22 protein-coding genes and 1 pseudogene are annotated in these 20,072 nt (G+C 66.6%); 9 read left to right on the top strand and 14 right to left on the bottom strand.

Features of this window, described 5'->3' with window-relative positions:
- The 5 genes and pseudogenes from LGM42_RS11085 to LGM42_RS11065 form a co-directional block, all read left to right on the top strand.
- Positions 1-263 (top strand): annotated as a pseudogene (locus tag LGM42_RS11085) (virulence factor); the annotation flags it as partial.
- A 65-nt stretch (positions 264-328) separates the two neighbouring features.
- Positions 329-1,672, top strand: a complete 1,344-nt coding sequence (locus tag LGM42_RS11080; protein ID WP_226232225.1) for a virulence factor — start codon at positions 329-331, stop codon at positions 1,670-1,672.
- A 79-nt stretch (positions 1,673-1,751) separates the two neighbouring features.
- The gene (locus LGM42_RS11075; RefSeq protein WP_059579755.1) at positions 1,752-2,009 is read left to right on the top strand and encodes a PAAR domain-containing protein; all 258 of its coding nucleotides are present in this window, start codon (positions 1,752-1,754) and stop codon (positions 2,007-2,009) included.
- An 18-nt stretch (positions 2,010-2,027) separates the two neighbouring features.
- Positions 2,028-2,342 carry a TrfB-related DNA-binding protein gene (locus LGM42_RS11070; RefSeq protein ID WP_060316206.1) on the top strand — a complete coding sequence of 105 codons (315 nt, stop codon included), beginning with the start codon at positions 2,028-2,030 and terminating at the stop codon, positions 2,340-2,342.
- A gap of 155 nt (positions 2,343-2,497) precedes the next feature.
- Positions 2,498-3,976, top strand: a complete 1,479-nt coding sequence (locus LGM42_RS11065) for an aminotransferase class V-fold PLP-dependent enzyme (RefSeq protein ID WP_226232224.1) — start codon at positions 2,498-2,500, stop codon at positions 3,974-3,976.
- A 96-nt stretch (positions 3,977-4,072) separates the two neighbouring features.
- Here LGM42_RS11065 and LGM42_RS11060 read toward each other — a convergent pair whose 3' ends face one another.
- The 3 genes from LGM42_RS11060 to LGM42_RS11050 form a co-directional block, all read right to left on the bottom strand.
- Positions 4,073-4,240, bottom strand: coding sequence for a hypothetical protein (locus tag LGM42_RS11060; RefSeq protein WP_226232223.1), 168 nt, complete (start codon positions 4,238-4,240; stop codon positions 4,073-4,075).
- A 135-nt stretch (positions 4,241-4,375) separates the two neighbouring features.
- Entirely contained in the window at positions 4,376-4,807 is a 432-nt protein-coding gene (locus LGM42_RS11055) for a hypothetical protein (protein WP_059579750.1), read from the bottom strand.
- Positions 4,808-4,850: 43 nt separating this feature from the next.
- The gene (locus tag LGM42_RS11050; protein WP_226232222.1) at positions 4,851-6,698 is read right to left on the bottom strand and encodes a S10 family serine carboxypeptidase-like protein; all 1,848 of its coding nucleotides are present in this window, start codon (positions 6,696-6,698) and stop codon (positions 4,851-4,853) included.
- Between the two features lie 238 nt (positions 6,699-6,936).
- Here LGM42_RS11050 and LGM42_RS11045 point away from each other — a divergent pair, with 238 nt between their 5' ends.
- Positions 6,937-7,185: a hypothetical protein gene (locus LGM42_RS11045; RefSeq protein WP_226232221.1), complete on the top strand. Its 249-nt coding sequence runs from the start codon at positions 6,937-6,939 to the stop codon at positions 7,183-7,185.
- Positions 7,186-7,401: 216 nt separating this feature from the next.
- Here the strand turns inward: LGM42_RS11045 and LGM42_RS11040 are convergent, their stop codons facing one another.
- Both LGM42_RS11040 and LGM42_RS11035 read right to left on the bottom strand, forming a co-directional pair.
- Positions 7,402-9,216: an ExeM/NucH family extracellular endonuclease gene (locus tag LGM42_RS11040; protein WP_226232220.1), complete on the bottom strand. Its 1,815-nt coding sequence runs from the start codon at positions 9,214-9,216 to the stop codon at positions 7,402-7,404.
- A 227-nt stretch (positions 9,217-9,443) separates the two neighbouring features.
- Positions 9,444-10,385 carry a CopD family protein gene (locus LGM42_RS11035; protein ID WP_059640496.1) on the bottom strand — a complete coding sequence of 314 codons (942 nt, stop codon included), beginning with the start codon at positions 10,383-10,385 and terminating at the stop codon, positions 9,444-9,446.
- 89 nt (positions 10,386-10,474) lie between these two features.
- Here LGM42_RS11035 and LGM42_RS11030 point away from each other — a divergent pair, with 89 nt between their 5' ends.
- Positions 10,475-10,900 (top strand): transposase, encoded by a 426-nt coding sequence (locus tag LGM42_RS11030; RefSeq protein WP_226232219.1) that lies wholly within the window; start codon positions 10,475-10,477, stop codon positions 10,898-10,900.
- A 13-nt stretch (positions 10,901-10,913) separates the two neighbouring features.
- On the opposite strand, the gene copC is transcribed toward LGM42_RS11030, so the two are convergent.
- The 6 genes from copC to LGM42_RS11000 all read right to left on the bottom strand — a co-directional run bounded on the left by copC (position 10,914) and on the right by LGM42_RS11000 (position 15,247).
- Positions 10,914-11,294: a copper homeostasis periplasmic binding protein CopC gene (gene copC, locus LGM42_RS11025; RefSeq protein ID WP_059579847.1), complete on the bottom strand. Its 381-nt coding sequence runs from the start codon at positions 11,292-11,294 to the stop codon at positions 10,914-10,916.
- Between the two features lie 14 nt (positions 11,295-11,308).
- Positions 11,309-11,656, bottom strand: coding sequence for a copper-binding protein (locus LGM42_RS11020; RefSeq protein WP_059579844.1), 348 nt, complete (start codon positions 11,654-11,656; stop codon positions 11,309-11,311).
- Between the two features lie 66 nt (positions 11,657-11,722).
- Positions 11,723-13,018, bottom strand: a complete 1,296-nt coding sequence (locus LGM42_RS11015; protein ID WP_226232218.1) for a multicopper oxidase family protein — start codon at positions 13,016-13,018, stop codon at positions 11,723-11,725.
- Position 13,019: 1 nt separating this feature from the next.
- Complete coding sequence (locus tag LGM42_RS11010; RefSeq protein ID WP_226232217.1) at positions 13,020-14,522, bottom strand: TolC family protein; 1,503 nt, start codon at positions 14,520-14,522, stop codon at positions 13,020-13,022.
- Entirely contained in the window at positions 14,519-14,800 is a 282-nt protein-coding gene (locus LGM42_RS11005) for a hypothetical protein (RefSeq protein ID WP_226232216.1), read from the bottom strand. The genes LGM42_RS11010 and LGM42_RS11005 overlap by 4 nt, the downstream gene beginning before the upstream one ends.
- A gap of 90 nt (positions 14,801-14,890) precedes the next feature.
- Entirely contained in the window at positions 14,891-15,247 is a 357-nt protein-coding gene (locus LGM42_RS11000) for a hypothetical protein (protein WP_060011782.1), read from the bottom strand.
- A 228-nt stretch (positions 15,248-15,475) separates the two neighbouring features.
- Here LGM42_RS11000 and LGM42_RS10995 point away from each other — a divergent pair, with 228 nt between their 5' ends.
- Positions 15,476-16,147 carry a heavy metal response regulator transcription factor gene (locus LGM42_RS10995; RefSeq protein ID WP_059579730.1) on the top strand — a complete coding sequence of 224 codons (672 nt, stop codon included), beginning with the start codon at positions 15,476-15,478 and terminating at the stop codon, positions 16,145-16,147.
- The gene (locus LGM42_RS10990) at positions 16,144-17,553 is read left to right on the top strand and encodes a heavy metal sensor histidine kinase (RefSeq protein WP_226232215.1); all 1,410 of its coding nucleotides are present in this window, start codon (positions 16,144-16,146) and stop codon (positions 17,551-17,553) included. The genes LGM42_RS10995 and LGM42_RS10990 overlap by 4 nt, the downstream gene beginning before the upstream one ends.
- Before the next feature lie 23 nt (positions 17,554-17,576).
- Here LGM42_RS10990 and LGM42_RS10985 read toward each other — a convergent pair whose 3' ends face one another.
- The 3 genes from LGM42_RS10985 to dmeF form a co-directional block, all read right to left on the bottom strand.
- Positions 17,577-18,785, bottom strand: coding sequence for an MFS transporter (locus tag LGM42_RS10985; protein ID WP_226232214.1), 1,209 nt, complete (start codon positions 18,783-18,785; stop codon positions 17,577-17,579).
- Positions 18,786-18,874: 89 nt separating this feature from the next.
- On the bottom strand, positions 18,875-19,060 hold the full coding sequence (locus tag LGM42_RS10980; RefSeq protein ID WP_226232213.1) for a DUF1289 domain-containing protein: 186 nt from the start codon (positions 19,058-19,060) through the stop codon (positions 18,875-18,877).
- Positions 19,061-19,062: 2 nt separating this feature from the next.
- Positions 19,063-20,070, bottom strand: a complete 1,008-nt coding sequence (gene dmeF, locus LGM42_RS10975) for a CDF family Co(II)/Ni(II) efflux transporter DmeF (protein ID WP_226232212.1) — start codon at positions 20,068-20,070, stop codon at positions 19,063-19,065.
- Positions 20,071-20,072: the final 2 nt, after the last annotated feature.

The following is a 20,072-nucleotide window of genomic DNA, read 5'->3' as shown; positions in this document are numbered from 1 at the left end:
TCGGCGACATGGGAACAGGCAGCGCATTGACCGACGTCGCGCTCGCCATCGGCCGGATCAATCACTTCGGCGGCAACGCACTCGTCGCCGGCACGACCGACCCCGAGCACCCGGTCGCGGTCGTTGTCCGGCCACCGTCGAAGCTCACGTCGATCGATCCCGACAAGGACTGGTTCCGCGCACGCGGCGGAAACAACGCCTACCTGCCGTGGTGGGGACGCCGACACGATACGAATTACGGCATGCAAGGCTATTCATGGTGATGCATACCGGCACGGCAGCGCGTTAAACGTGAACGTAGATGTTGTATCGAGCAGCAGGAGGTGGGATGAAACGATTTGTAGTTGTACCGAGTTGGATGGCACTTGTGGCGTTTCTGTTCTCGACGGCCATGATGCGCTCGGCGCATTCCGCAGCCGCCGCTGAACCAATAGCGAACGCAGCTCCCTCCGTCGAAGAGCCGGCGAAGCCATTCTTTGCCCAGGTCGTCGGACTCATTTGGTTGAATCCGTTGCAACGCATGGACTATCCGACCGAATGGCAATTGTTGTGGACGCAAGGACTCGCATCCCCGAACAAGAACGACGACATGGTGCGGACCGATCCGAAGTCCTTTACGACGCTCCAGTCGGTAGCGGGTATCGCATACGGCAACGAAGGCGCAGAAACGTTTAGAGGGTTCTATCGCAAGTACATTTTTGAGTTCCCTCTACTGCTTCGATCGCGCTATGCGTCCAATCCTAGGTATTTCTATACTGTTAATCCCGATAATAAAAACAACTGGCGCGAGCTGGCTGGCATCCGTGTCGAACTAGCGATTCCGGAGCGGCTCGACGCAGCCGAATCGCAAAGCTACTTGCAGGACTCGATCCGAAAGACGTTCTCGATCGGCAACCCACATTTTCCGACGATGTGGAGCCGCAACGAGCTCCCCGACGTACAAGTCATACAAGGCGGCCCCAACGCCGGATTCACATCGCTGAACAATGCGTTGGACTACTTGCAGGCGAACCCCGACAAGAGCGTCTGGGCGATGAACTGGGACGCACCCAACTTCCCGCCCACGGACGCACAGATCAACGAGAATCTTGTCGTGCTGTTCCTCGCCGGCCCGACCTTCAACACCGAGCGTGAACCGCTCGCCTGGATCGGCAAGGCAGCAACCGGCAACACGCATGATTTTTCGCCGAAGGTCGGCACAATGCGCGCCGTGCAGGCGTGGAAGGCGACCATCGACCAAGCCGCACGCAACGCCGGCATCGCGGCAACCGACGTCAACTACATCGTTCACGACGCAGGTAAAGGCAGCGACGCATCGTCGGCACGTCTTGCCGCGCTCGCGCAGACGTTGACCGAAACCCTTCCCGAATACGACCACCGCAAGCAGACATTCAACACGGCCGCCCTGCTCGGCGACATGGGAACCGGCAGCGCATTGACCGACGTCGCGCTCGCCATCGGCCGAATCAATCACTTCGGCGGCAACGCACTCGTCGCCGGCACGACCGATCCGGAGCACCCGGTCGCGGTCGTTGTCCGGCCACCGTCGAAGCTCACGCCGATCGATCCCGACAAGGACTGGTTCCGCGCACGCGGCGGAAACAACGCCTACCTGCCGTGGTGGGGACGCCGACACGATACGAATTACGGCATGCAAGGCTATTCATGGTGATGCACACCGGCACGGCAAATCGCTTCGTCCGAACGTGATCGCCGCGTCAGACCTCAAACCATTTGGAGGAGGAAATCCCATGCGGGGAATTATCCGGGTAGAAGATACGCACACCCACGGCGGCCGGGTCGAATCCGGCGCCCAAACAAGCACGGTGATGGGACGCGCGGTCGCGCGTATCGGCGACGCGTGCTCGTGTCCGATTCATGGCGCCTGCGAGATCGCCGAAGGCGACCCGAGCTTCGACATCGAAGGCCGGGCCGCCGCTTTCGACGGCCACAAGACTTCGTGCGGCGCGGAATTGATCTCGTCACTTCAACATTCGGGGCGGATCTGAATGCAAACGACCCGACGCATGACTGCCGAACAGTTCCGGCTGTTGCGGCTTCAGGATACGCGGACCAAGCCGCTGAACCAGTGGGCCCTGCACGAGATTTTCGTGAAAGGCAGATCCCAACGGGCGCTGGCCGCCGAACTCGGCATGACGGACTCCGCGATGTCGCAACTGGTGCGAAAAGCCTGGCGGCGCTATCTGGAATTGCCCAGCAGCGCCACCCGCCTCACGACGCTCACGGTCACGATCCCGTCGAAGTACGAGCACGCGCTGCTGGCGTGGGTGCGGGATGCACACCGGTTGTCGACCCAATCCGGCCCCGATACGGCGACGTGATCGGGCCGGCGTGCTCATATAAAAACAAATTCCCCAATTTCGCTTATAAACAAAACGTTATTCCACGTTAGATCGAATCGTCAGCCAACTTTGGATCCTTTTTCCCTACTGTCCCCCGTATCATTCCGTCACCACGCAATGAGCAAGAAACGGACATGAGCGACATCCCCCCGCTGCACTACCTCGACTACGCAGCCACGACCCCTGCCGACCCCAGTGTGATCGAAGCGATGACGGCCTGCCTCGGCTTCGACGGCATCTTCGGCAACCCCGCGTCCAGCTCGCACGCGGCCGGCCGACGGGCGAAAGACAAGGTCGAGCATGCCCGTGCGCAGGTCGCCGCGCTGATCGGCGCGGATGCCGACGAGATCGTCTGGACCTCGGGCGCCACCGAATCGAACAACCTCGCGCTGAAGGGCTATGCGGAAAACGCGACCGGCAAGCGCCACCTGATCACGAGCCGCCTCGAGCACAAGGCCATTCTCGACACGATGGCGAACCTGTCGAAGCACGGCGCGCAGGTCACCTTCCTGGCGCCCGACGCGAACGGCGAAATCACCGCCGACGCAGTGGCGGCCGCGATCGGCCCCGACACGGGCCTCGTGTCGCTGATGCTCGTGAACAACGAGATCGGCACGCTGACCGACATCGGCGCGATCGCCCGCGTCGTCCACGCCGCCGGCGCGCTGCTTCACGTGGACGCCGCGCAGGCGCTCGGCAAGACGCCGATCGACGTGCGCGCGCTCGGCATCGACATGATGTCGATGTCCGCCCACAAGGTGTATGGCCCCAAGGGCATCGGCGCGCTGTTCGTCCGTCGCGAGATCGCGAGCCGGATCGCGCCGCAGATTCATGGCGGCGGCCACGAGCGCGGGCTGCGCTCGGGCACGCTCGCCACGCATCAGATCGTCGGCATGGGTGTAGCCTGCGAACTCGCCGCTGAAAAGCTCGACGGCGAGGCCGCGCGGATCACGGCGCTCGGCGCGCGGCTCACCGGCGCGCTGTTCGCGCTCGGCGACGTCACGCAGAACGCGGCCGCCGCCCGCCGTATCCCGCACACGCTGAGCCTGACGGTGCATGCGCCGGGCTTCTTCCCGTTCATGCTCGGTGAAGCGCTTGCCGTGTCGTCCACCTCCGCATGCAACTCGACCAGCGGCGCACCGTCGCACGTGCTGACCGCGATCGGCCTCGATGCCGAAACGGCCGGGCGTACCGTACGCATCAGTTTCGGCCGTTTCACGACGGAAGAGGACGTCGACTTCGCGATCGCCTGTTTCACGCGGGCGATCGAGCAATGCCGGGCGGCGGCGGCGACCGGCTTCACCGCGTCGCGGCAGATCACGCCGGCCGATCTGAAGGCGATCCGTAATGCCGGCTTTCGCGCGGTGATCTGCAACCGGCCCGACGGCGAAGGCGCGGATCAACCGGCGTTCGAGGAGATCGCCGCCGCGGCGCGCGAACTGGGCATGGATGCGCGTTACCTGCCGGTCGAGCGCGACCGCATCGGCGAAGCGGAAGTCGACGCGTTCGGCGCACTGGTCGACACGCTGCCGAAGCCCGTGCTCGCGTATTGCCGCAGCGGCAGCCGCTCCGGCCTGCTTTGGAATCGGCTGTCCGCTCGACGCACGGCCTGAGCCGCCGCCCTTCCGCCATGACGCGTGCCACCCGCGTTCACGCACGAAGCCGATGCTTCGCTGCGTGGCCGCCGGGGGGCGCCCGTCACCTCCGCATCACGCCTCGTCATCGCCGTTTACCGGCGTATGGATCGCCAGCTTCAGCGCGGGATCGTCGTTCTTCGCATAGAGATCGTGGCTCGTGTGAAGCAGCGCGATCATCCGCGGCGTCTCGTCGGCCCGGCTCGCGGCGAACAGCGCACGCGCGTGCGGCGCCTTGAACATGTAGACAAGGATGTTGCGATCGACTGGCGCCGGTCCGTCACGTAGGCACGCCGCCGAAAATGCGCGACGAGCTGCGCGATGATCGGCGGCCCGCGCGAGGGAAAGCCGCGCCGGCCGCCGCCCTGCGTTGCTACGTCACTCGTCCTGCTGCTCCTGCTGCGCCTGCACCTGTCGCTGCCGGATGAACTGCCGTACATCGCTCATCGTCACGCGGCCGGTGTGCTTCGCATCGATCTCGTCGAAGTGCTGCGACACGAAGCCGAGCCCGCTGCTCTGCGCCTGCGCCTTCGTCACGGCCGCGCCGTTGCTCAGCACGGTATTGCCGCCGAGCCGCGCGTCGACGCGCTGCTGCGCCTGCTGCTGCAGGGCCGCACCGGTCGACGGCAGCACCGGCGCCGCCCGCGTGGCCGGGAAGAACGGGCCGTCGACGCCGCGCCCGCCGTGCGGCAGCTTCACCGGCGCCACCGCCTGCGGCGGCAACGCGTAGGCACTGCTCATCACGGCACCGAGCACGATCAACGGGGACATACGCCGCATCAATTGGATTAGGGACATGATCGCTCGCATTCAATGGATGAATAGAGGGTTCCTTTGACAAGGAGTCCGTCGCTCAGGGGGCGGCCGCCAGCGTCGTCGCCGCTGTCGCGCCCGGCGCGCTGCCGGTCGGTACGCCCGGCGGGTTTTCGTCCGGCCACGGCGGCGGCAGCGTATGCAGCGTCAGCGCCGTCGGAATCCGCGCGCCCTTGTAGAACGTCTGCAAGTCCCGCTTCATCTGCGGACGGGCAACGTCGTCCAGATAGATCATGTGGCCGCCCTGGAAGAAGTTCACCTGCAGCTTCGGATTCAGGCCCTTCACCGTCTGCAGCCGCGCGAGTTGCTTCTCGGTGTTGAAGAACGGCGTCGCGAGATCGTGGTAGCCGTTCTCCGCGAGCACGCGCAGCTTCGGGTTGAGCTGCAGCGCACCGAGCAGATCGGGGATCGTGTCGGGCATCGGCTGGCCGTCGTGCGAGAAATCCCAGACGCCGATGATGTCGTCGTTCAGCGGCAGGTACGTCGCGTTCGGGGCCGTATAGCCGAGATAGTCCGGCATCTGCGTCGCGAGCGCGTTCGTGAACGGCTGCGAGATCAGGATGTCGGACGGATCGCCGTCGGTCTGCAGCCGCGGGGCCGAATTCGGCAGCGACACGCGCCCGTCGTAGCGGCCGATCGTCGTGCCGGGCACCAGACTCGTGCCGAACGGATTCGCGTTGAAGTAGTCGCGCAGCGCCCGCTGCGTGAGGCTCGACGGAATCGACCACAGCCTGAGCGTCGCATCGCTCGGGAACACCGGCGTGCCGAGCGCATCCGGAATGCCGAGCTGGCTCAACACCCACGACTGCGAATACTTCTGCAACTGGCTGTAGATCAGCGTCGTGAACAGTTCCGTCTGCAGTGCGTACAGATCCTGGTTCACCGGCGCCGGCGACACCTGGTTGAAGTACGCCGCGACCGCCGCGTAGCCGGGCAGGTAGCCGGCCACCGTATCGGTATCGAGCAGCAGCCCTTCGGTCGACTGCGTGATCGCCACCGCTTCCACCGCGTCCGCGAAGTAGTTGAGGATCGACGACTGCAGCACGATGCCCGTCAGGTGCACGCCGGCCGATTCGAGCGCGAGCGCGAGCATGTCGGTACGCGGTGTGCCGTACGATTCGCCGTACAGGTAGATCGGCGACGTGCCGCGGCCGTTGACGTTCAGGTAGCGCTGGATGAAGTCGCGCATGATGTTCACGTCCACGTCGGAGCCCCAGTACTTCTGGTTGGTGTTCGGCAACACGGCTTCCGACAGCCCGGTGCCGGGCGGGTCGATGAACACGAGGTCGGTGGTGTCGATCAGGCTGTCCGCGTTGTCGACGAGCGGATAGTTCGGCCAGTTGGTGCCGAACAGCGGATCGGGCGTGGCCACGCGGGTTGGCGCGAACGAGCCGAGCCGCAGCCAGATCGACGACGAGCCGGGCCCGCCGTTGTAGACGAACGTGACCGGGCGCGGCTTGCCGTTGGTGCTGGGCGCCGTGTACGCGACATACGACATCGACGCTTCCGGATTGCCGTTCGCGTCCTGCGCGGTCAGGTGGCCGGTGGTCGTCGTGTAGTCGATCGTCTTGCCGCCGCCTTTCCACTGGTAATGCATGACGGCCGCTTTCTCGGACACCTGCGACGGCGCGAGGCCGTCGGTCGCGTTCATCGAATACGCGACCGGGTCGACGTACGGCTGGTTGGCGGCCGGCGCCTGCGTGCCGGCCGCCTGCGCGCTGGCCTGCTGGCTCGCGGTGGCCTGCGCGAGGCTCGACGCGCCGACGGACGACGAATCGTCGCCGCCGCATGCCGCGAGCGCCAGCGTCATGGCGGTCATTGCGCCTAGCCCGGCCAGCCGGCCACGACGAACACGGCGGCTGCCGGTACTGCTCCTGTCTGGTTTCATCTCTTTCCTTTGGCTTCGGATACCGCATCACAAAGGCCGCCAACGCCCGCGACACGCGCAGGCCTACCCCGCGACTCGCGTTGCAAGGTCGGCAGTCGGCGGTTGGGAATGGGACTTCTCAGAGACTGAACTTGATACAGACACAGCAAACTGCTGGCGAGAATGATGCCCGGACGCGCCCCCTGCAGTTTGGCCAACTTTTGTATTACCGAAATTTACGACATGACAAAAATAGGCGGTGCTGCGCCGCGTTGTCAAAGATCATTCGGATATTAAAAATCCCGCGATGATGCGAAAGGCAGATAGTGTCTGGGATTTGAAAGAAAACGGAATTATTCGTGCAAGGTGGGCTTTATCGGCTATGTCGCGCCGACTATTTTACTTTTTCAGCACGGCGCAGAAGCCGCTTCCCGTATTGGCGCAACGCATCGAAAGCCTTCATATCGACAGGATCATTCTTTCAATTTTATTATCGCCAATCGATTAAGACGATGCGGCATCATGCACACGCCACTCGATGATTCTTTCCACTTCAATCGCGTTTCAATCGAAGTGCCGATGTGCACTGCGTCATCCATAAAATACCGGCTCGACGAATTATTCACGGCATTATTTACCCGGTATTCGAACGGCTTTCCGGGACGGGCGCGACGCGCGGCATTGCCGCACATCGCGCCCGTCGTCGCAAAGACTCAAACCACGATTACTTCCCGCCGCCCGGCAGCGCGATATCGATCAGCACCGGATCGTGATCCGACGAACGATACGCATCGGCCGCGTAGAACGTCTTCTGCTGCTCGGCCGACTTGTACGCGAGCGTGTATTGCAGCGCGAGCGGCTCGTCCGCGTTGATGTGCCATTCGTGCACGGCCTTCACGTGCGACGCGAGCGGCAGCGTCGCGAGCGCGTGGTCGAGATAGCCGGCTTCGCCGTTGTACACGTAGCTGTACGCGTTCGCGCCGATCCAGCGCGCGACGAGGTTGTGATAGCCGCGCGATTCGAGCGTGCGGATCGGGTCTTCGTACGTGTAGCTGTTGAAGTCGCCGATCAGCAGCACGCCCTGACTCTTGACGCCCGTCGGGTTGCCGGCCAACCAGTCGGCCACCTTCGCCGCCGCGCGCGTGCGCGTCGGGTTCCAGCAGCCCTGGCCATCGCCCTGGTCGAGATCGTCGTTCGCGGCGTCCGGGCAGTTCTTCGACTTCAGGTGGTTCACGGCCACCGTCAGCGCCTGCTTGTTGCCGCCGACCAGCCGGAACGACTGCGCGAGCGGCTGGCGGTTCTTGTCGTCGATCGCGAGCGTCGCCGCGCGGCCGACCGGTTCGACCTTGCGGCTGTCGTAGATCATCGCGACCGCTATCGCATCGCCGCCGAGCCGCGACGTGCCCGGATCGACCACGCGCCACTGATTGCCGAGCTTCGCCGCGAGCTGGCGCACCGCGCTCAATTCGCCGTAGCCGTTGTTCTGGATTTCCATCAGGCCGATCACGTCGGCGTCGATGGCCTTCAGCGCGCTGACGATCTTCGCTTCCTGGCGCTGGAATTCCTGGAACGTCTTCGCGCCGCGGTTGTCCGGATCGTCGAAGCCGCCGCCGAGACCGTTGCCGTTGAAGTAGTTGAGCACGTTGAACGACGCGACGCGCAGGTTCGATTTCGGGTCGCGCGCGGGTGCGTTGGTGCGCGGGTTCTCGCGCTTGTCGAACGCCGGCACGGCCGCGCCCGGCAGCGGCTGCACGCGCCATGCGCCGTAACGCACTTCGAGCACGCCCTCGACGTCGCGCACGGTGTAGCCCGCGCGCAGCGTGTTCGCGGCCGACAGGCCCGGCGCCGGATACGGTACGGTCGCGGGGTTCTGCTTGTTCGAGCCGTCGTCGAGGATCAGGCGGTTGCGCGCGTTCGCGCCGATCTGCGTCTGCGCCTGCGCGGGCGGCACGACGCTCGTCGGCGTACGCAGGCGGCCGTTGCTGAGCATCACGCTGCCGTAGCGGCCAAGCTCGTAGTTGTCGGTGACGCTCAGCGTCTGCGGCAGGCGCACGCGCATCCCTTCGTATGCGGCGAACGCGTTCGGGCCGTCGACCGGCAGCGTGAGCGTCGCGGGCGTTACGGTCTGGCCGTTCGCGCACACCGCGATCGCGCCCGACAGCGTGAGCTGCGTCTGCCCGTATTTCTCCTCGACCTTGCCCGTCACGTGCACGAGATCGCCGGCCTTCGCACGCACCTTCGGCGCATAGACGAACAGGCCTTCGGACACGCCCGGCTGGTTGCGGCGCTGCGCGTCGGCCTGCTGGACGAAGAAGCCGCCGAAGCCGTCCGTGCCGCCGAAATCGGCGGTGACGACGGCCTCGATCGACGCGTTCTGACCGGCGAGCGGCGACGGCGCGCCCGGCCCCTGGATATCGGCGATCGGCGTCGTGCTGCCGCCGCAGTTCGGGCTGACGGGCGCGGCGGTGGCGCCGAATACCGGCGCGGCGAGCGCCGGGAGCAGCAATAGCGGGGCAAACAGGCGGATTGTCGAGCGCATGGCGGGAATCCCGGTTGTGAGGGTGGCGAAAGCTTAGCGGCGCTCAATGACAGTTTTTGGTAATCGCGAGACAGTCATATGTAATTATCGCTATCGCGCTGAGATCGCCACCGACCGCGCGTTTACCCCGGAAAAAGCGGGGGTTCGTCTGACGAAAGTTCGCCGCGCCCATGACGATTGCCCCGCACGCCTTCGCTGCCACGACAGCGCAGCGTCGCGCCGTCGCACTACACCGTGCCCGGCAGCGCGCTCGACACGAGCACGGCCGCAACCATCAGCACGCCGCCGAGCACCACCGCCTCGATCCGCAACACGGCGCCGAACCGTTTCAACGAACTGGCCGGCATCGGGGCTGCCGGATCCTTCAGTGTGGCCAACAGATTCGGCATCCCGAAGAAGCGGTTATGTCCGCCGAGCGCCGCCGCGATCAGCACGAGCGCGAGCTTCAGCAGCAGGATCTGCCCGTACGTCGACGCGAGCAGATTGGCGGGCGTATCGACGCCTCGCCAGCCGTTGTACGCGCCGGTCACGAACAGCACGATCAACGTGTAGGTCGACGTATCGGACAGCGACTGCACGAACGATGCGCCGGTCGTGCGTTCGCTCGCGGGCATCGCAGCAAGCCTCGGCATCACGCCGAATGCCGTCACGAGCACGAGCCCGACCCACGCGCTGATCGCCAGCAGATGCAGCCAGTCGATCCACACCGGTACGCTGAACAGGCCTGCGTCCACCGGATGTCCGCCGTTGCTGCGTGCGAGCGCGACGCAGGCGAGCGCGGCCCACATCGCGAACGGCAAGCGCGTATCGTTCGCGCGCCGGATAAACGACAGCACCACGACGACGAGCATGAACACCGCCCCGACCAGCCACGCATGACCGAACCCCGTACCCGCGAGCATCGCGCGGACGGCCGGCCCCGCTTCGAGCAACGACACCTCGCTCATCAGCGCGCAATGCGCCCAGAACGCGGTGACGCTCGCGAGCAGCGATACGACGGACGCGATGCGCAGCGTCGCGACGAGCCGCCGCCCGACGCCGTGCTGCCACGCGGACGCGCCGCGCGCGAGCCAGTGGCGCGCCAGCAGCGCACCGACGACGACCGCGAACCCGGCGTTCTGGATCGCCACCCCCACGAGCCGCAGCAGGCCGACGATACCGTCGTTCATCAGTTGCTCCGAGAAACCCCGTCCTTCAGGACGGGAAGGAAAGGATCGCTGTTGACGGACAGCTTCTTCCACGGGTTAGGATCACCGACATGATCCTTGTCTACCGCTACCGCGTGAAGTCGCTCAACGGACTGCTCAACAAGCAGAGCCGTGCGGTGAACTACGTCTGGAACTTCTGCAACGACACGCAGAAGCACGCGCTCAAGTGGAGCAAGAAGTGGCCGACGGGCTTTGACCTGAACATGCTCACCACTGGCAGCAGCAAGGCGCTCGGCATCCACTCCGGCACGATCAACGCGACGTGCGAGCAATATGCGAAGTCGCTCAGCCAGCACCGTCGGCCCTACCTGCGCTATCGCGGCAGCACGACGCGGCCGAAAGGTATCGCGGGACTGAGAATAAGAGAGTGGGCCTGCAGTGACTGTGGTGTCGAGCATGATCGAGATACCAACGCTGCGTTGAACATTCTTCGATGCGGACGTGCATCGCCAGGTGTGGGAATCTTCTCCCTTTAGGGAGAGGAGGACGTCAATCCTTCACCCGGAATGTGTAGCTACCCTTCGTACGATGCGCGTCGGCCGTCATCGCCGCCCACTGCACCCTGTACGCGCCCGCCGCGAGCTTCGGTATCGCGACGGTCATCACGCGCGGGTTCGACGCATCGACCTTCGCCTTGTCCTGCGTGGCGGCGTTGCCGTTCGCGTCGGACACCTTCACCGAGCTGAATGCCGGTTCGAGATCTTCGTTGAACGTGAGCCGCACCGTGTCGGGCGCGGTGTCGACCGTGCCGCCGGCCGCCGGTACGGCGCTTTCCAGCTTGCCGTGCGCCGACGCCGCACCCGGTGCGACCGCGAAAAGGGCGGCGGCCGCGGTGAAGCCGGCCAGCCGGTTGAGCATCGAGATCTTCATGTTCGCGCTCCGCATCACGGCTTCTTCAGTTCGACGACGGTCAGCGCGCCGTTCACGTCCTCGGCGACGAAGTCGACCGTATCGCCCGCCTTCACCTGCGACAGCATCGCCGGGTCCTTCACCTTGAACACCATCGTCATCGCGTCCATCCCGAGGTTCTCCAGCGGGCCGTGCTTTATCGTCAGCTTGCCGGCCGCCGTGTCGACCTTGCGGATCTCGCCGTGCGACATGCGCGCCGCCGCGGCGGCGCCCTGCTTCGCGCTCGCGCCCATGTCCATGCCGGCCATGTCGCCGGCCGCGTACGACGCGGCCGGGAACGCCAGCGCGCAACCCGTCGCCATCAAAACCAGTCCCTTCTTCATCATGTCGACTCCCGTGTGAGTGAATGGAAACCGGCGGCCGCATCGGCGCGGCCGCCGCGTGCTGCTTCAGCCGTCCGGCAATTCGCCGGTGTATTCGTACGCGACGGTGCCCTTCGGATGCCGGAACCAGCCCGGATCGCGATAGTCGTTGCGCCCAAGCCCCTGTCGCACCTTGAGCACCGTGAACATGCCGCCCATCTCCAGCGGCCCGAACGGGCCCGTGCCGGTCATCATCGGCAGCGTGTTGTCGGGCAGCGGCATTTCCATGCCGCCCATCGCGCCGCCCGTGCTGCCCATCGCCATGTAGTCGGGCACGAGCTTGCCGATCCGCTTCGCGAGATCCTTCTGCGGCACGCCGATCAGGTTCGGCACCTGGTGGCCCATCGCATTCATCGTGTGGTGCGACTTGTGGCAATGGAACGCCCAGTCGCCCGGACGATCGGCGGTGAACTCGATCGCGCGCATCTGGCCCACCGCGACGTCGGCCGTCACTTCCGGCCAGCGTGCGGCCGGCGGATTCCAGCCGCCGTCGGTGCCCGCGACTTCGAAGCTGTAGCCGTGCAGGTGGATCGGATGATTCGTCATCGTCAGGTTGCCGAAACGAATCCGCACGCGGTCGCCCGCGCGCACCGGCAATGGATCGATGCCGGGGAACACGCGCGAGTTGAAGGTCCACATGTTGAAGTCGGTCATCTCGTTTACGCGCGGCGTGTAGCTGCCCGGGTCGATATCGTACGCGGCGAGCAGGAACACGAAATCGCGGTCGACCGGCATCGTGCCGCGATCCTTCGGATGTACGATGAACATGCCCATCATCCCCATCGCCATCTGCACCATCTCGTCGGCGTGCGGGTGATACATGAACGTGCCGTGCGCTTCGAGCCGGAACTCGTAGACGAACGTCTTGCCCGGCGGGATATGCGGCTGCGTGAGGCCGCCGACGCCGTCCATCCCGTTCGGCAGCCGCAGCCCGTGCCAGTGGATCGTCGTGTGCTCGGGCAGCCGGTTGGTCACGAAGATGCGGACCTTGTCGCCTTCGACGGCCTCGATCGTCGGGCCCGGCGACTGGCCGTTGTAGCCCCACAGGTTCGCGTTCATGCCGGGCGCCATCTCGCGCACGACGGGCTCGGCCGTCAGGTGGAACTCCTTCCAGCCGTTCTTCATCCGCCACGGCAGCGACCAGCCGTTCAGCGTCGCGACGGGCGTGTACGGGCGGCCGTTGGGCGGCACGAGCGGCGGCTGCGTGCCGGCTTTCGCCATCGTGGGCGCTTCGGGCAGCGACGCGGCGCCGGCCCGGCTGACCATCGCCGCACCGAGCAGCGCGGCGCCCGAGCCGCTGAGAAATTGTCGACGGGACACCATGTCAATGACCTTCCGGATGCGGTTGCGTGGCGGGCACCGACGGCGCCGCGGGAGTGGAAGCCGGCTGCGGCGCGGCGTCGGGTCTTGCAGCGGATGCGGATGCGGATGCGGCGGAATGCGTCGCGCGCGGCACGGCATCCGACGACGGCAACCGGCCGCCGACGGCCATCTGCAGATCGGTTTCGGCGAGCCAGTAGTCCTTCAGCGCATCGATGTAGCCATTGACCGCGCCGACCTGTTCGCGCGCGTCGGTCAGCAGCTCGAACACGCTCGCGAGCATCCCGTTGTAGCGCAGCAGCAGTTCGTCGGAGATCGTCTTGTGCAGCGGCACGACTTCATCGCGGTAGTGCGTGGCGACGTCGTAGCTCGTCACGTACGCCGCGTACGATTCGCGCACTTCGGAGCGGGCATCGATGGCGGTTTTCGCGAGCCGGTTCGCGGACTGCATGTAGATCGCCTCGGCGCGCGCGACCTTCGCGCCGCCCCAGTCGAACAGCGGAATCTCGACGCTGATCTCGTAGCCGTGCTCGTGGCCCTTGCCGGTTTCGTAGTCGTTCACGTAGCCGAGCTCGACCGCGTTGACGAAGCGCGTGGCCTTGCTGAGGCCAAGCGAAGACGCGACGCCTTGCGTCTGCAATTTCGCCGCCTGGATGTCGAGGCGGTTGCTCATCGCGAAGCGTTCGAGATCGGGCAGGTCCGGGCGCGCCTTTGGCAAATCCGGCAAGCGTTCGGGCAGCGCGTACCGCGTGCGTTCGCCCCACAGCCCCATCGCGCGCGTGAGCCTCTCGCGTGCGGCGACGGCCTGCTGGCGCGCCTTCGCCTGCTGCGCGACCGCGTCGGCGTGAAACGCCTGTTCGCGTGCATGGTCGAGCCGGCTGAAGTTGCCGGCCTGCCGCATCCGCAGCGCGAGTTCGGCGGCCGCGCTGGCGGCCTCGCGCACCTGCTGCGCATAGTTCGCGGCCTGCTCGGCGGCGACGGCCTCGACATACGCGCGGCGCGCGTCGGCCGCGACCTTCAGCATCGCGTCGGCCGTTTCGAGCTTGGTCTGCTCGAAGCGGCGGCGTTCGATATGCGTCGCGAGCGGCATCGTCAGCAGCGCGAACACGTTCGCCGAGAACGTGCGGCCGAGCGTCAGCTCGCCGTCGCCGGCACGCGTGCGGCTGAATGCGAAGCGCGGGTTCGGCAGCCGGCCGGCCTGCACGAGGTCGGCCTCCGACAGCCCGAGTTCTGCGTACGACGCCTGCAGGCCGCGGTTGTTCAGCAGCGCGATTTGCACCGCATCGTCCATCGACAGCGGTTTCGCGAGCAATTCCGTCGTCCGCCGGTCGACGGCTTCGCGGTCGGCGTCGGTCCGCACAGCCACCGCCTCCTTGCCGATGCGCTCGGATGCGACGGACGACACGGCGTCGAAGCCGCCGTCCTTCGAAAACGTCGTGCAGCCCGCGAGGAGCGCCAGCACGACCGCGGCCGCGCCGATCCTCGGCGATATCGCGAGCGTCGTCATCGCGCGGCCCCGCCGTGTGTCGAATGGGCGGCGCCGTTGCCGGCCGCGGCGCCGCTCGTGTGCCCTTTCGCGGGCCGCTCCGTCACGTCCCGGTTCAGTTGCTGCCAGCCCGGGCCTGCGTCGTCCCGATACGGCCGGTAGCCGTCGAACGCGGACGTCACGGTGACGTCCGGCACCGACGCGGCGGCGTCGGCCGGATCGGGAAACCGGGTTTGCGCCGGCACGAGCGACGGCGCGAGGGCCGCCGCGCTCCAGAGCGCCGCAATGATCAATCGCATGAACATGTCTCGTCGTCAGTCGTCCGGCGTGGCGCGATGCGTCGGCCGGAGCAAATAGCGGGATCGCGGCGGGTCCGCCGCGGGCAGGAGCTAGACGGGCATTCGGCGAGGCGGCCGGTCGATGCCGCCGGTCAGGAACGACACGTCCCCGGCCGAACGCGGCGGCGCGACGATCGCGACGCCGACGCTCGCCGCGGCGGGCACCGCGGGCGTGCCCGACATGGCCGCGCCGAAGCAGCAGGACACGCACGCGGCGCACGACGTCGCATGCCGCGCGTGGTCGCCGTGATCGTGATGCCCGTCCTGCGCGGCCGATAGCGTGTGCGGCGCGCTGTCCCCATGCGACACGGCGGCGCCCGCGCATGGCATCGACACAGCCGCGAACGACTGGATCGGCAGGCTCAGCGCGAGCAACACGACGAGAACGAATGTGCGCCAGTACGACATGGAAGCGAAATCGGGACAGCGACCGTTGGGCCGGCGCGGCGCACGACGGCGCGCTCCGGGGACAAGACGGCCGCAGCTTAGCGCCGCCGCGGTGACGACGAGATGGCCGAACCATGACCGGTTTTTCATGACAATTCCGTCATCCGCCGGTCATCCTTCGCGCACGCGCGACGCCGTACGCTCTGGCGTTACACTGACCGGCTGGAATCACGGACAGCCTGCCTCACCATGCGGATACTGATAGTCGAAGACGAACCGAAGATGGCGTCCTACCTCCGGAAGGGGTTGATGGAGGCGAGCTATACGGTCGACGTCGCGGAAAACGGCCAGGACGGGCTGTTCCTCGCGCTGCACGAGGATTTCGACCTGGTCGTGCTCGACGTGATGCTGCCGGAGCTGGACGGCTTCGAGGTGCTCAAGCGGCTGCGCGCGCAAAAGCAGACGCCCGTGCTGCTGCTCACGGCGCGCGACGCGATCGAGGACAAGGTCGCCGGGCTCGAGCTCGGCGCCGACGATTACCTGCTCAAGCCGTTCGCGTATGCCGAATTCCTGGCGCGCATCCGCTCGCTGCTGCGGCGCGCGCCGCGCAACGTGCGCGACGTCCTGCACGTCGCCGATCTCGAAATCGACCTGCTCAAGCGCCGCGTGCGGCGCGCTGATGCCCGCATCGACCTGACCGCGCAGGAATTCGCGCTGCTGCAACTGCTCGCCGAACGAGAGGGCGAGGTGCTGACGCGCACCTTCATCACGTCGCAGATCTGGGACATGAATTTCGACAGCGACACGAACGTCGTCGATGCGGCGATCAAGCGCCTGCGTGCGAAGATCGACAACGCGTACGAGAACAAGCTGATCCACACGATTCGCGGCATGGGCTACGTGCTCGAGGATCGTTCGTGACCGCGCGCTCCGCTTCGTATTCGCTGCTGCGGCGTCTCACGCTCGCGTTCGCCGCGGTCGCGGCGCTCGTGTTCGCGCTGACCGGCGCGTATCTGTACCGCTCGCTGTCCGCGGAGCTGACGCGGCGCGACGACATCGAGATCTCCGGCAAGCTCAACCAGTTCCTGCAACTCGCGCGCGCCAGCGGATCGACGGCCGCGCTGCGCGCCGATCCGGCTGTGTTCCATGACGTGCTGCTGTCGCATCCGGGCGTCTATCTCGGCATCTACGACGCAGGGAACCGCCCGCTCGTCGAGCATTCCGACGCAGCCGGCAATACGCTCGCGTCGGTGATCGCCGCGCCACATCCGGCTGGCGGCGCCGACGGCCCGTTCACATGCGCGCCGCCCGGCATCGGCACGTCGCGCTGCGTGGTTGCACGCGAAACGCTGCCATCCGGCGAAACGATCCACGTCGCGCTCGCGCGCACCGCGGCCGATCGGCAGTCGCTGCTCGAAAGCTATCGGGTCGATATCTGGCTCGCGGCGGCCGTCGGCGCGCTGCTCGTCGGCGCGCTCGGCTACGCGGTCGCGTCGCGCGGCCTGCACCCGGTCGAAAGCCTCGGCCGGCAGACGTCGCGCATCGAGGCGCACAACCTGAACGCGCGCCTCGACGCGCGTGGCGGCCCGGTCGAATTGCGCGAGCTCGCCACGTCGGTGAACCGGATGCTCGACCGGCTCGAACGCGCGTTCGTGCGGCTGTCGCAGTTCTCGTCCGATCTCGCGCACGACATGCGCACGCCGCTCGCGAACGTGATCAGCTCGTCGCAGATCACGCTGTCGCGCGCCCGCTCGACGGACGAATACGAGACGCTGATCGAATCAAACATCGAGGAATGCGAACGGCTGCAGCGGATGATCGAGAACATGCTGTTTCTCGCGCGCACCGACAATGCGACGCAGCATCTGAAGGCCACCAAACTCGACGCGGGTGGCGAGTTGCGCCGGCTCGCGTCGTATTTCCAGGCGCTGGCCGACGAAGCCGGCGTGCGCATCGACGTGCGCGGCGAAGCGCCGGTCGTCGCGGACGCGACGCTGTTCCGGCGCGCGGTGAGCAACCTCGCGTCGAATGCGCTCGAACACGCGCAAGCCGCGTCGACGATCGAGCTGGCGGTGTCGACCCAGGGCGATTACGCGGTCGTCGAAGTCACGAATCGCGGCGCGGCGATCCCGCCCGAACAGATCGAGCGGATCTTCGAGCGCTTCTACCGGATCGATTCGTCGCGGCACGGCGCGGCGCGCAACGCGGGGCTCGGGCTCGCGATCGTGAAGTCGATCATGGAACTGCACCGCGGCAAGGTGGAGGTTGCAAGCCGCGACGGGCGCACGACGTTCGCGCTGTACTTTCCGCACGGCGCCGATGGTTAGATCGTGCGCCACTGCGTTCAGCGCTAGCGATCCCGCACCGCGCCGAACGACGTGCGAACGCACACGAGCAGCAGGATGGTCGCCGCGCTGAATACGGCTCCCGCGTAGAACGTGGCGGCGGCGCCCGCCCGGTCCCACAGCGCGCCCGCGACGACGCTCGATACGAGCGTCACGACCCCGCTGATCAGGTTGAACACGCCGAACGCGGTCCCTCTCAGTTCGGCCGGCGCGGCCTGCGCGACCATCGTCGCGAGCAGTCCTTGCGTCATCCCCATATGAAGCCCCCACAGCGCGACGCCGACGAGCACGGTCGGCCAGTGCGCGCCGTGCGCCAGCACGACATCGGCGGCGATCAGCAGCACCAGCCCTATCACCATCAGTTTCGTGTGGCTCGTCGTATCGGCGAGCTTGCCGAACGGGTAAGCGGATAACGCATACACGACGTTCATCGCGACCATCACGAGCGGCACGAGTGCGACGGGCACGCCGCTGCCCATCGCGCGCAGCACCAGGAACGCCTCGCTGAAACGCGCGAGCGCGAACACGCCGCCCACGGCCACGACCCACCAGTAGCGGGTGCCGAGTTGCGCGACGACCGCACGGCGGATCGGGTTCACGCGCTTCTCGCCCGGCGCGCGCGCCGGCTCGTCGATGCCGAACGCGAGCAGCGTCACGGCCAGCACGCCGGGGATCACGGCGAGCCAGAACGCGAGGCGGAAATCGTCGCGCCACGCCAGCATGATGACGACGGCCAGCAGCGGCCCGAGGAACGCGCCCACCGTGTCGAGCGCCTGGCGCAGTCCGTACGCGGCGCCGCGCAGGTGAACGGGCGTGACGTCGGCGACGAGCGCATCGCGCGGCGCGCCGCGAATCCCCTTGCCGACGCGGTCGACGATCCGCGCGGTCACCACGACGCCGATCGTCGGCGCGATCGCGAACAGCGGCTTGCTGAGCGCGCCGAGCGCATAGCCGGCCACCGCGAGCCATTTGCGATTGCGCAGGTAGTCGCTCAGCGTGCCGGAGAACACCTTGACGACCGGCGACGTCGCCTCGGCGATCCCTTCGATCAGGCCGATCGTCGTCGCGCTCGCACCGAGCCCCGCCATCAGGAACATCGGCAACAGGCTGTGGATGATCTCGGACGACACGTCCATCAGCAGGCTGACACAGCCGAGCACCCACACGCTGCGCGGAATCTGCCGAAGAATGCCGGTCGATGCGTCGGTCTGCATGGGTCGCTCCCGGTTCAGGAATCCTGAGGCTGAATGCCCGTGATGCTACCGCACGCCCGCGACGCCGAGCCGGGGAACGCGCGCCCTTGCTATTCCGCCGTCTCGCGCTGGAGCTTCGCCTGCCGGCGCTTACGATCGTTCAGTATCTGATGCCGGCGATGATCGGTCAGCTTCTTCCAGTCGCGCGCCTCGTCGCGCGTGCGCAGGCAGCCGACACAAAAACCCGTGCGGCCGTCGAACGCGCACAGGTCGATACACGGCGATTTCACGGCCACGATCAGGCCGCCTTCGCCGGTGTCATCACTTCGACCGTCACGTGCGACATGCCGTCGAAGCCCGCGAGCAGCGCATGGTAGAAACGCGCATCGCGCGCGGCGTCGCCCGATTCGACCGACACGATCGCACTCATGTGCCCGGGGCCCACGCGCCACACATGGAGATCGTTGACCGTGTCGCCGAGCGCCTCGATCGCGCGACGCACGTTGTCCGTCAGCGGGCGATCGACGTTGACGTCGAGCAGGATCTCGCCCGTATCGCGCATCAGCCCGTACGACCAGTTGGCGATCACCAGCGCGCCGACGATGCCCGCGAGCGGGTCCATCCAGCCCCATCCGAACGCACGCGCGAGCAGCAGGCCGACGATCGCCAGCACCGACACGGCCGCGTCGGCGATCACGTGAACGTAGGCCGACCGGATGTTGTGGTCGCGATGCGCGGCCGAGTGCGAACCGCGATCATGGTGCGCGTGGTCGTCGTGGTCATGGTCATCGTGGTGGTCGTGCCCGTGCGCGTGGTGATGGCCGTGACCATGCCCGTGATGGTGGTCGCCGCTCAGCAGCCACACGCTGGCGAGGTTCACGGCGAGCCCCAGCACGGCGATCGGAATCGCTTCGTCGAAATGGATCGGCACCGGCGCCAGCAGGCGCGCGATCGCCTCGTAGCCGATCAGCAACGCAATCATCGCCAGCACGATCGCGCTCGTGAAGCCGGCCAGGTCGCCGAGCTTGCCGGTGCCGAACACGAAGCGCGGATCGTCGGCGTACCGGCGCGCATAGGTGTAGGCCAGCGCGGCGATCAGCATCGCGCCCGCGTGCGTCGACATGTGCAGCCCGTCGGCGACCAGCGCGAGCGAGCCGAACAACGTGCCGCCGACGATCTCGGCGATCATCATCGCCGTGCACAGGCCGATGACCATCCACGTCTTCCGCTCGTTGCGCGCGTGGGCGGCGCCCAGAAACGCGTGGCTGTGCGCACCGCCGGCCGGCGAGCCATTGAATTCGTTCATGT

The organism is Burkholderia sp. AU39826, assembly GCF_020419965.1.
Lineage (GTDB): Bacteria > Pseudomonadota > Gammaproteobacteria > Burkholderiales > Burkholderiaceae > Burkholderia > Burkholderia semiarida.
Note: the sequence above shows the minus strand (reverse complement) of the source record. Positions and strands in the feature narration are given on the sequence as shown.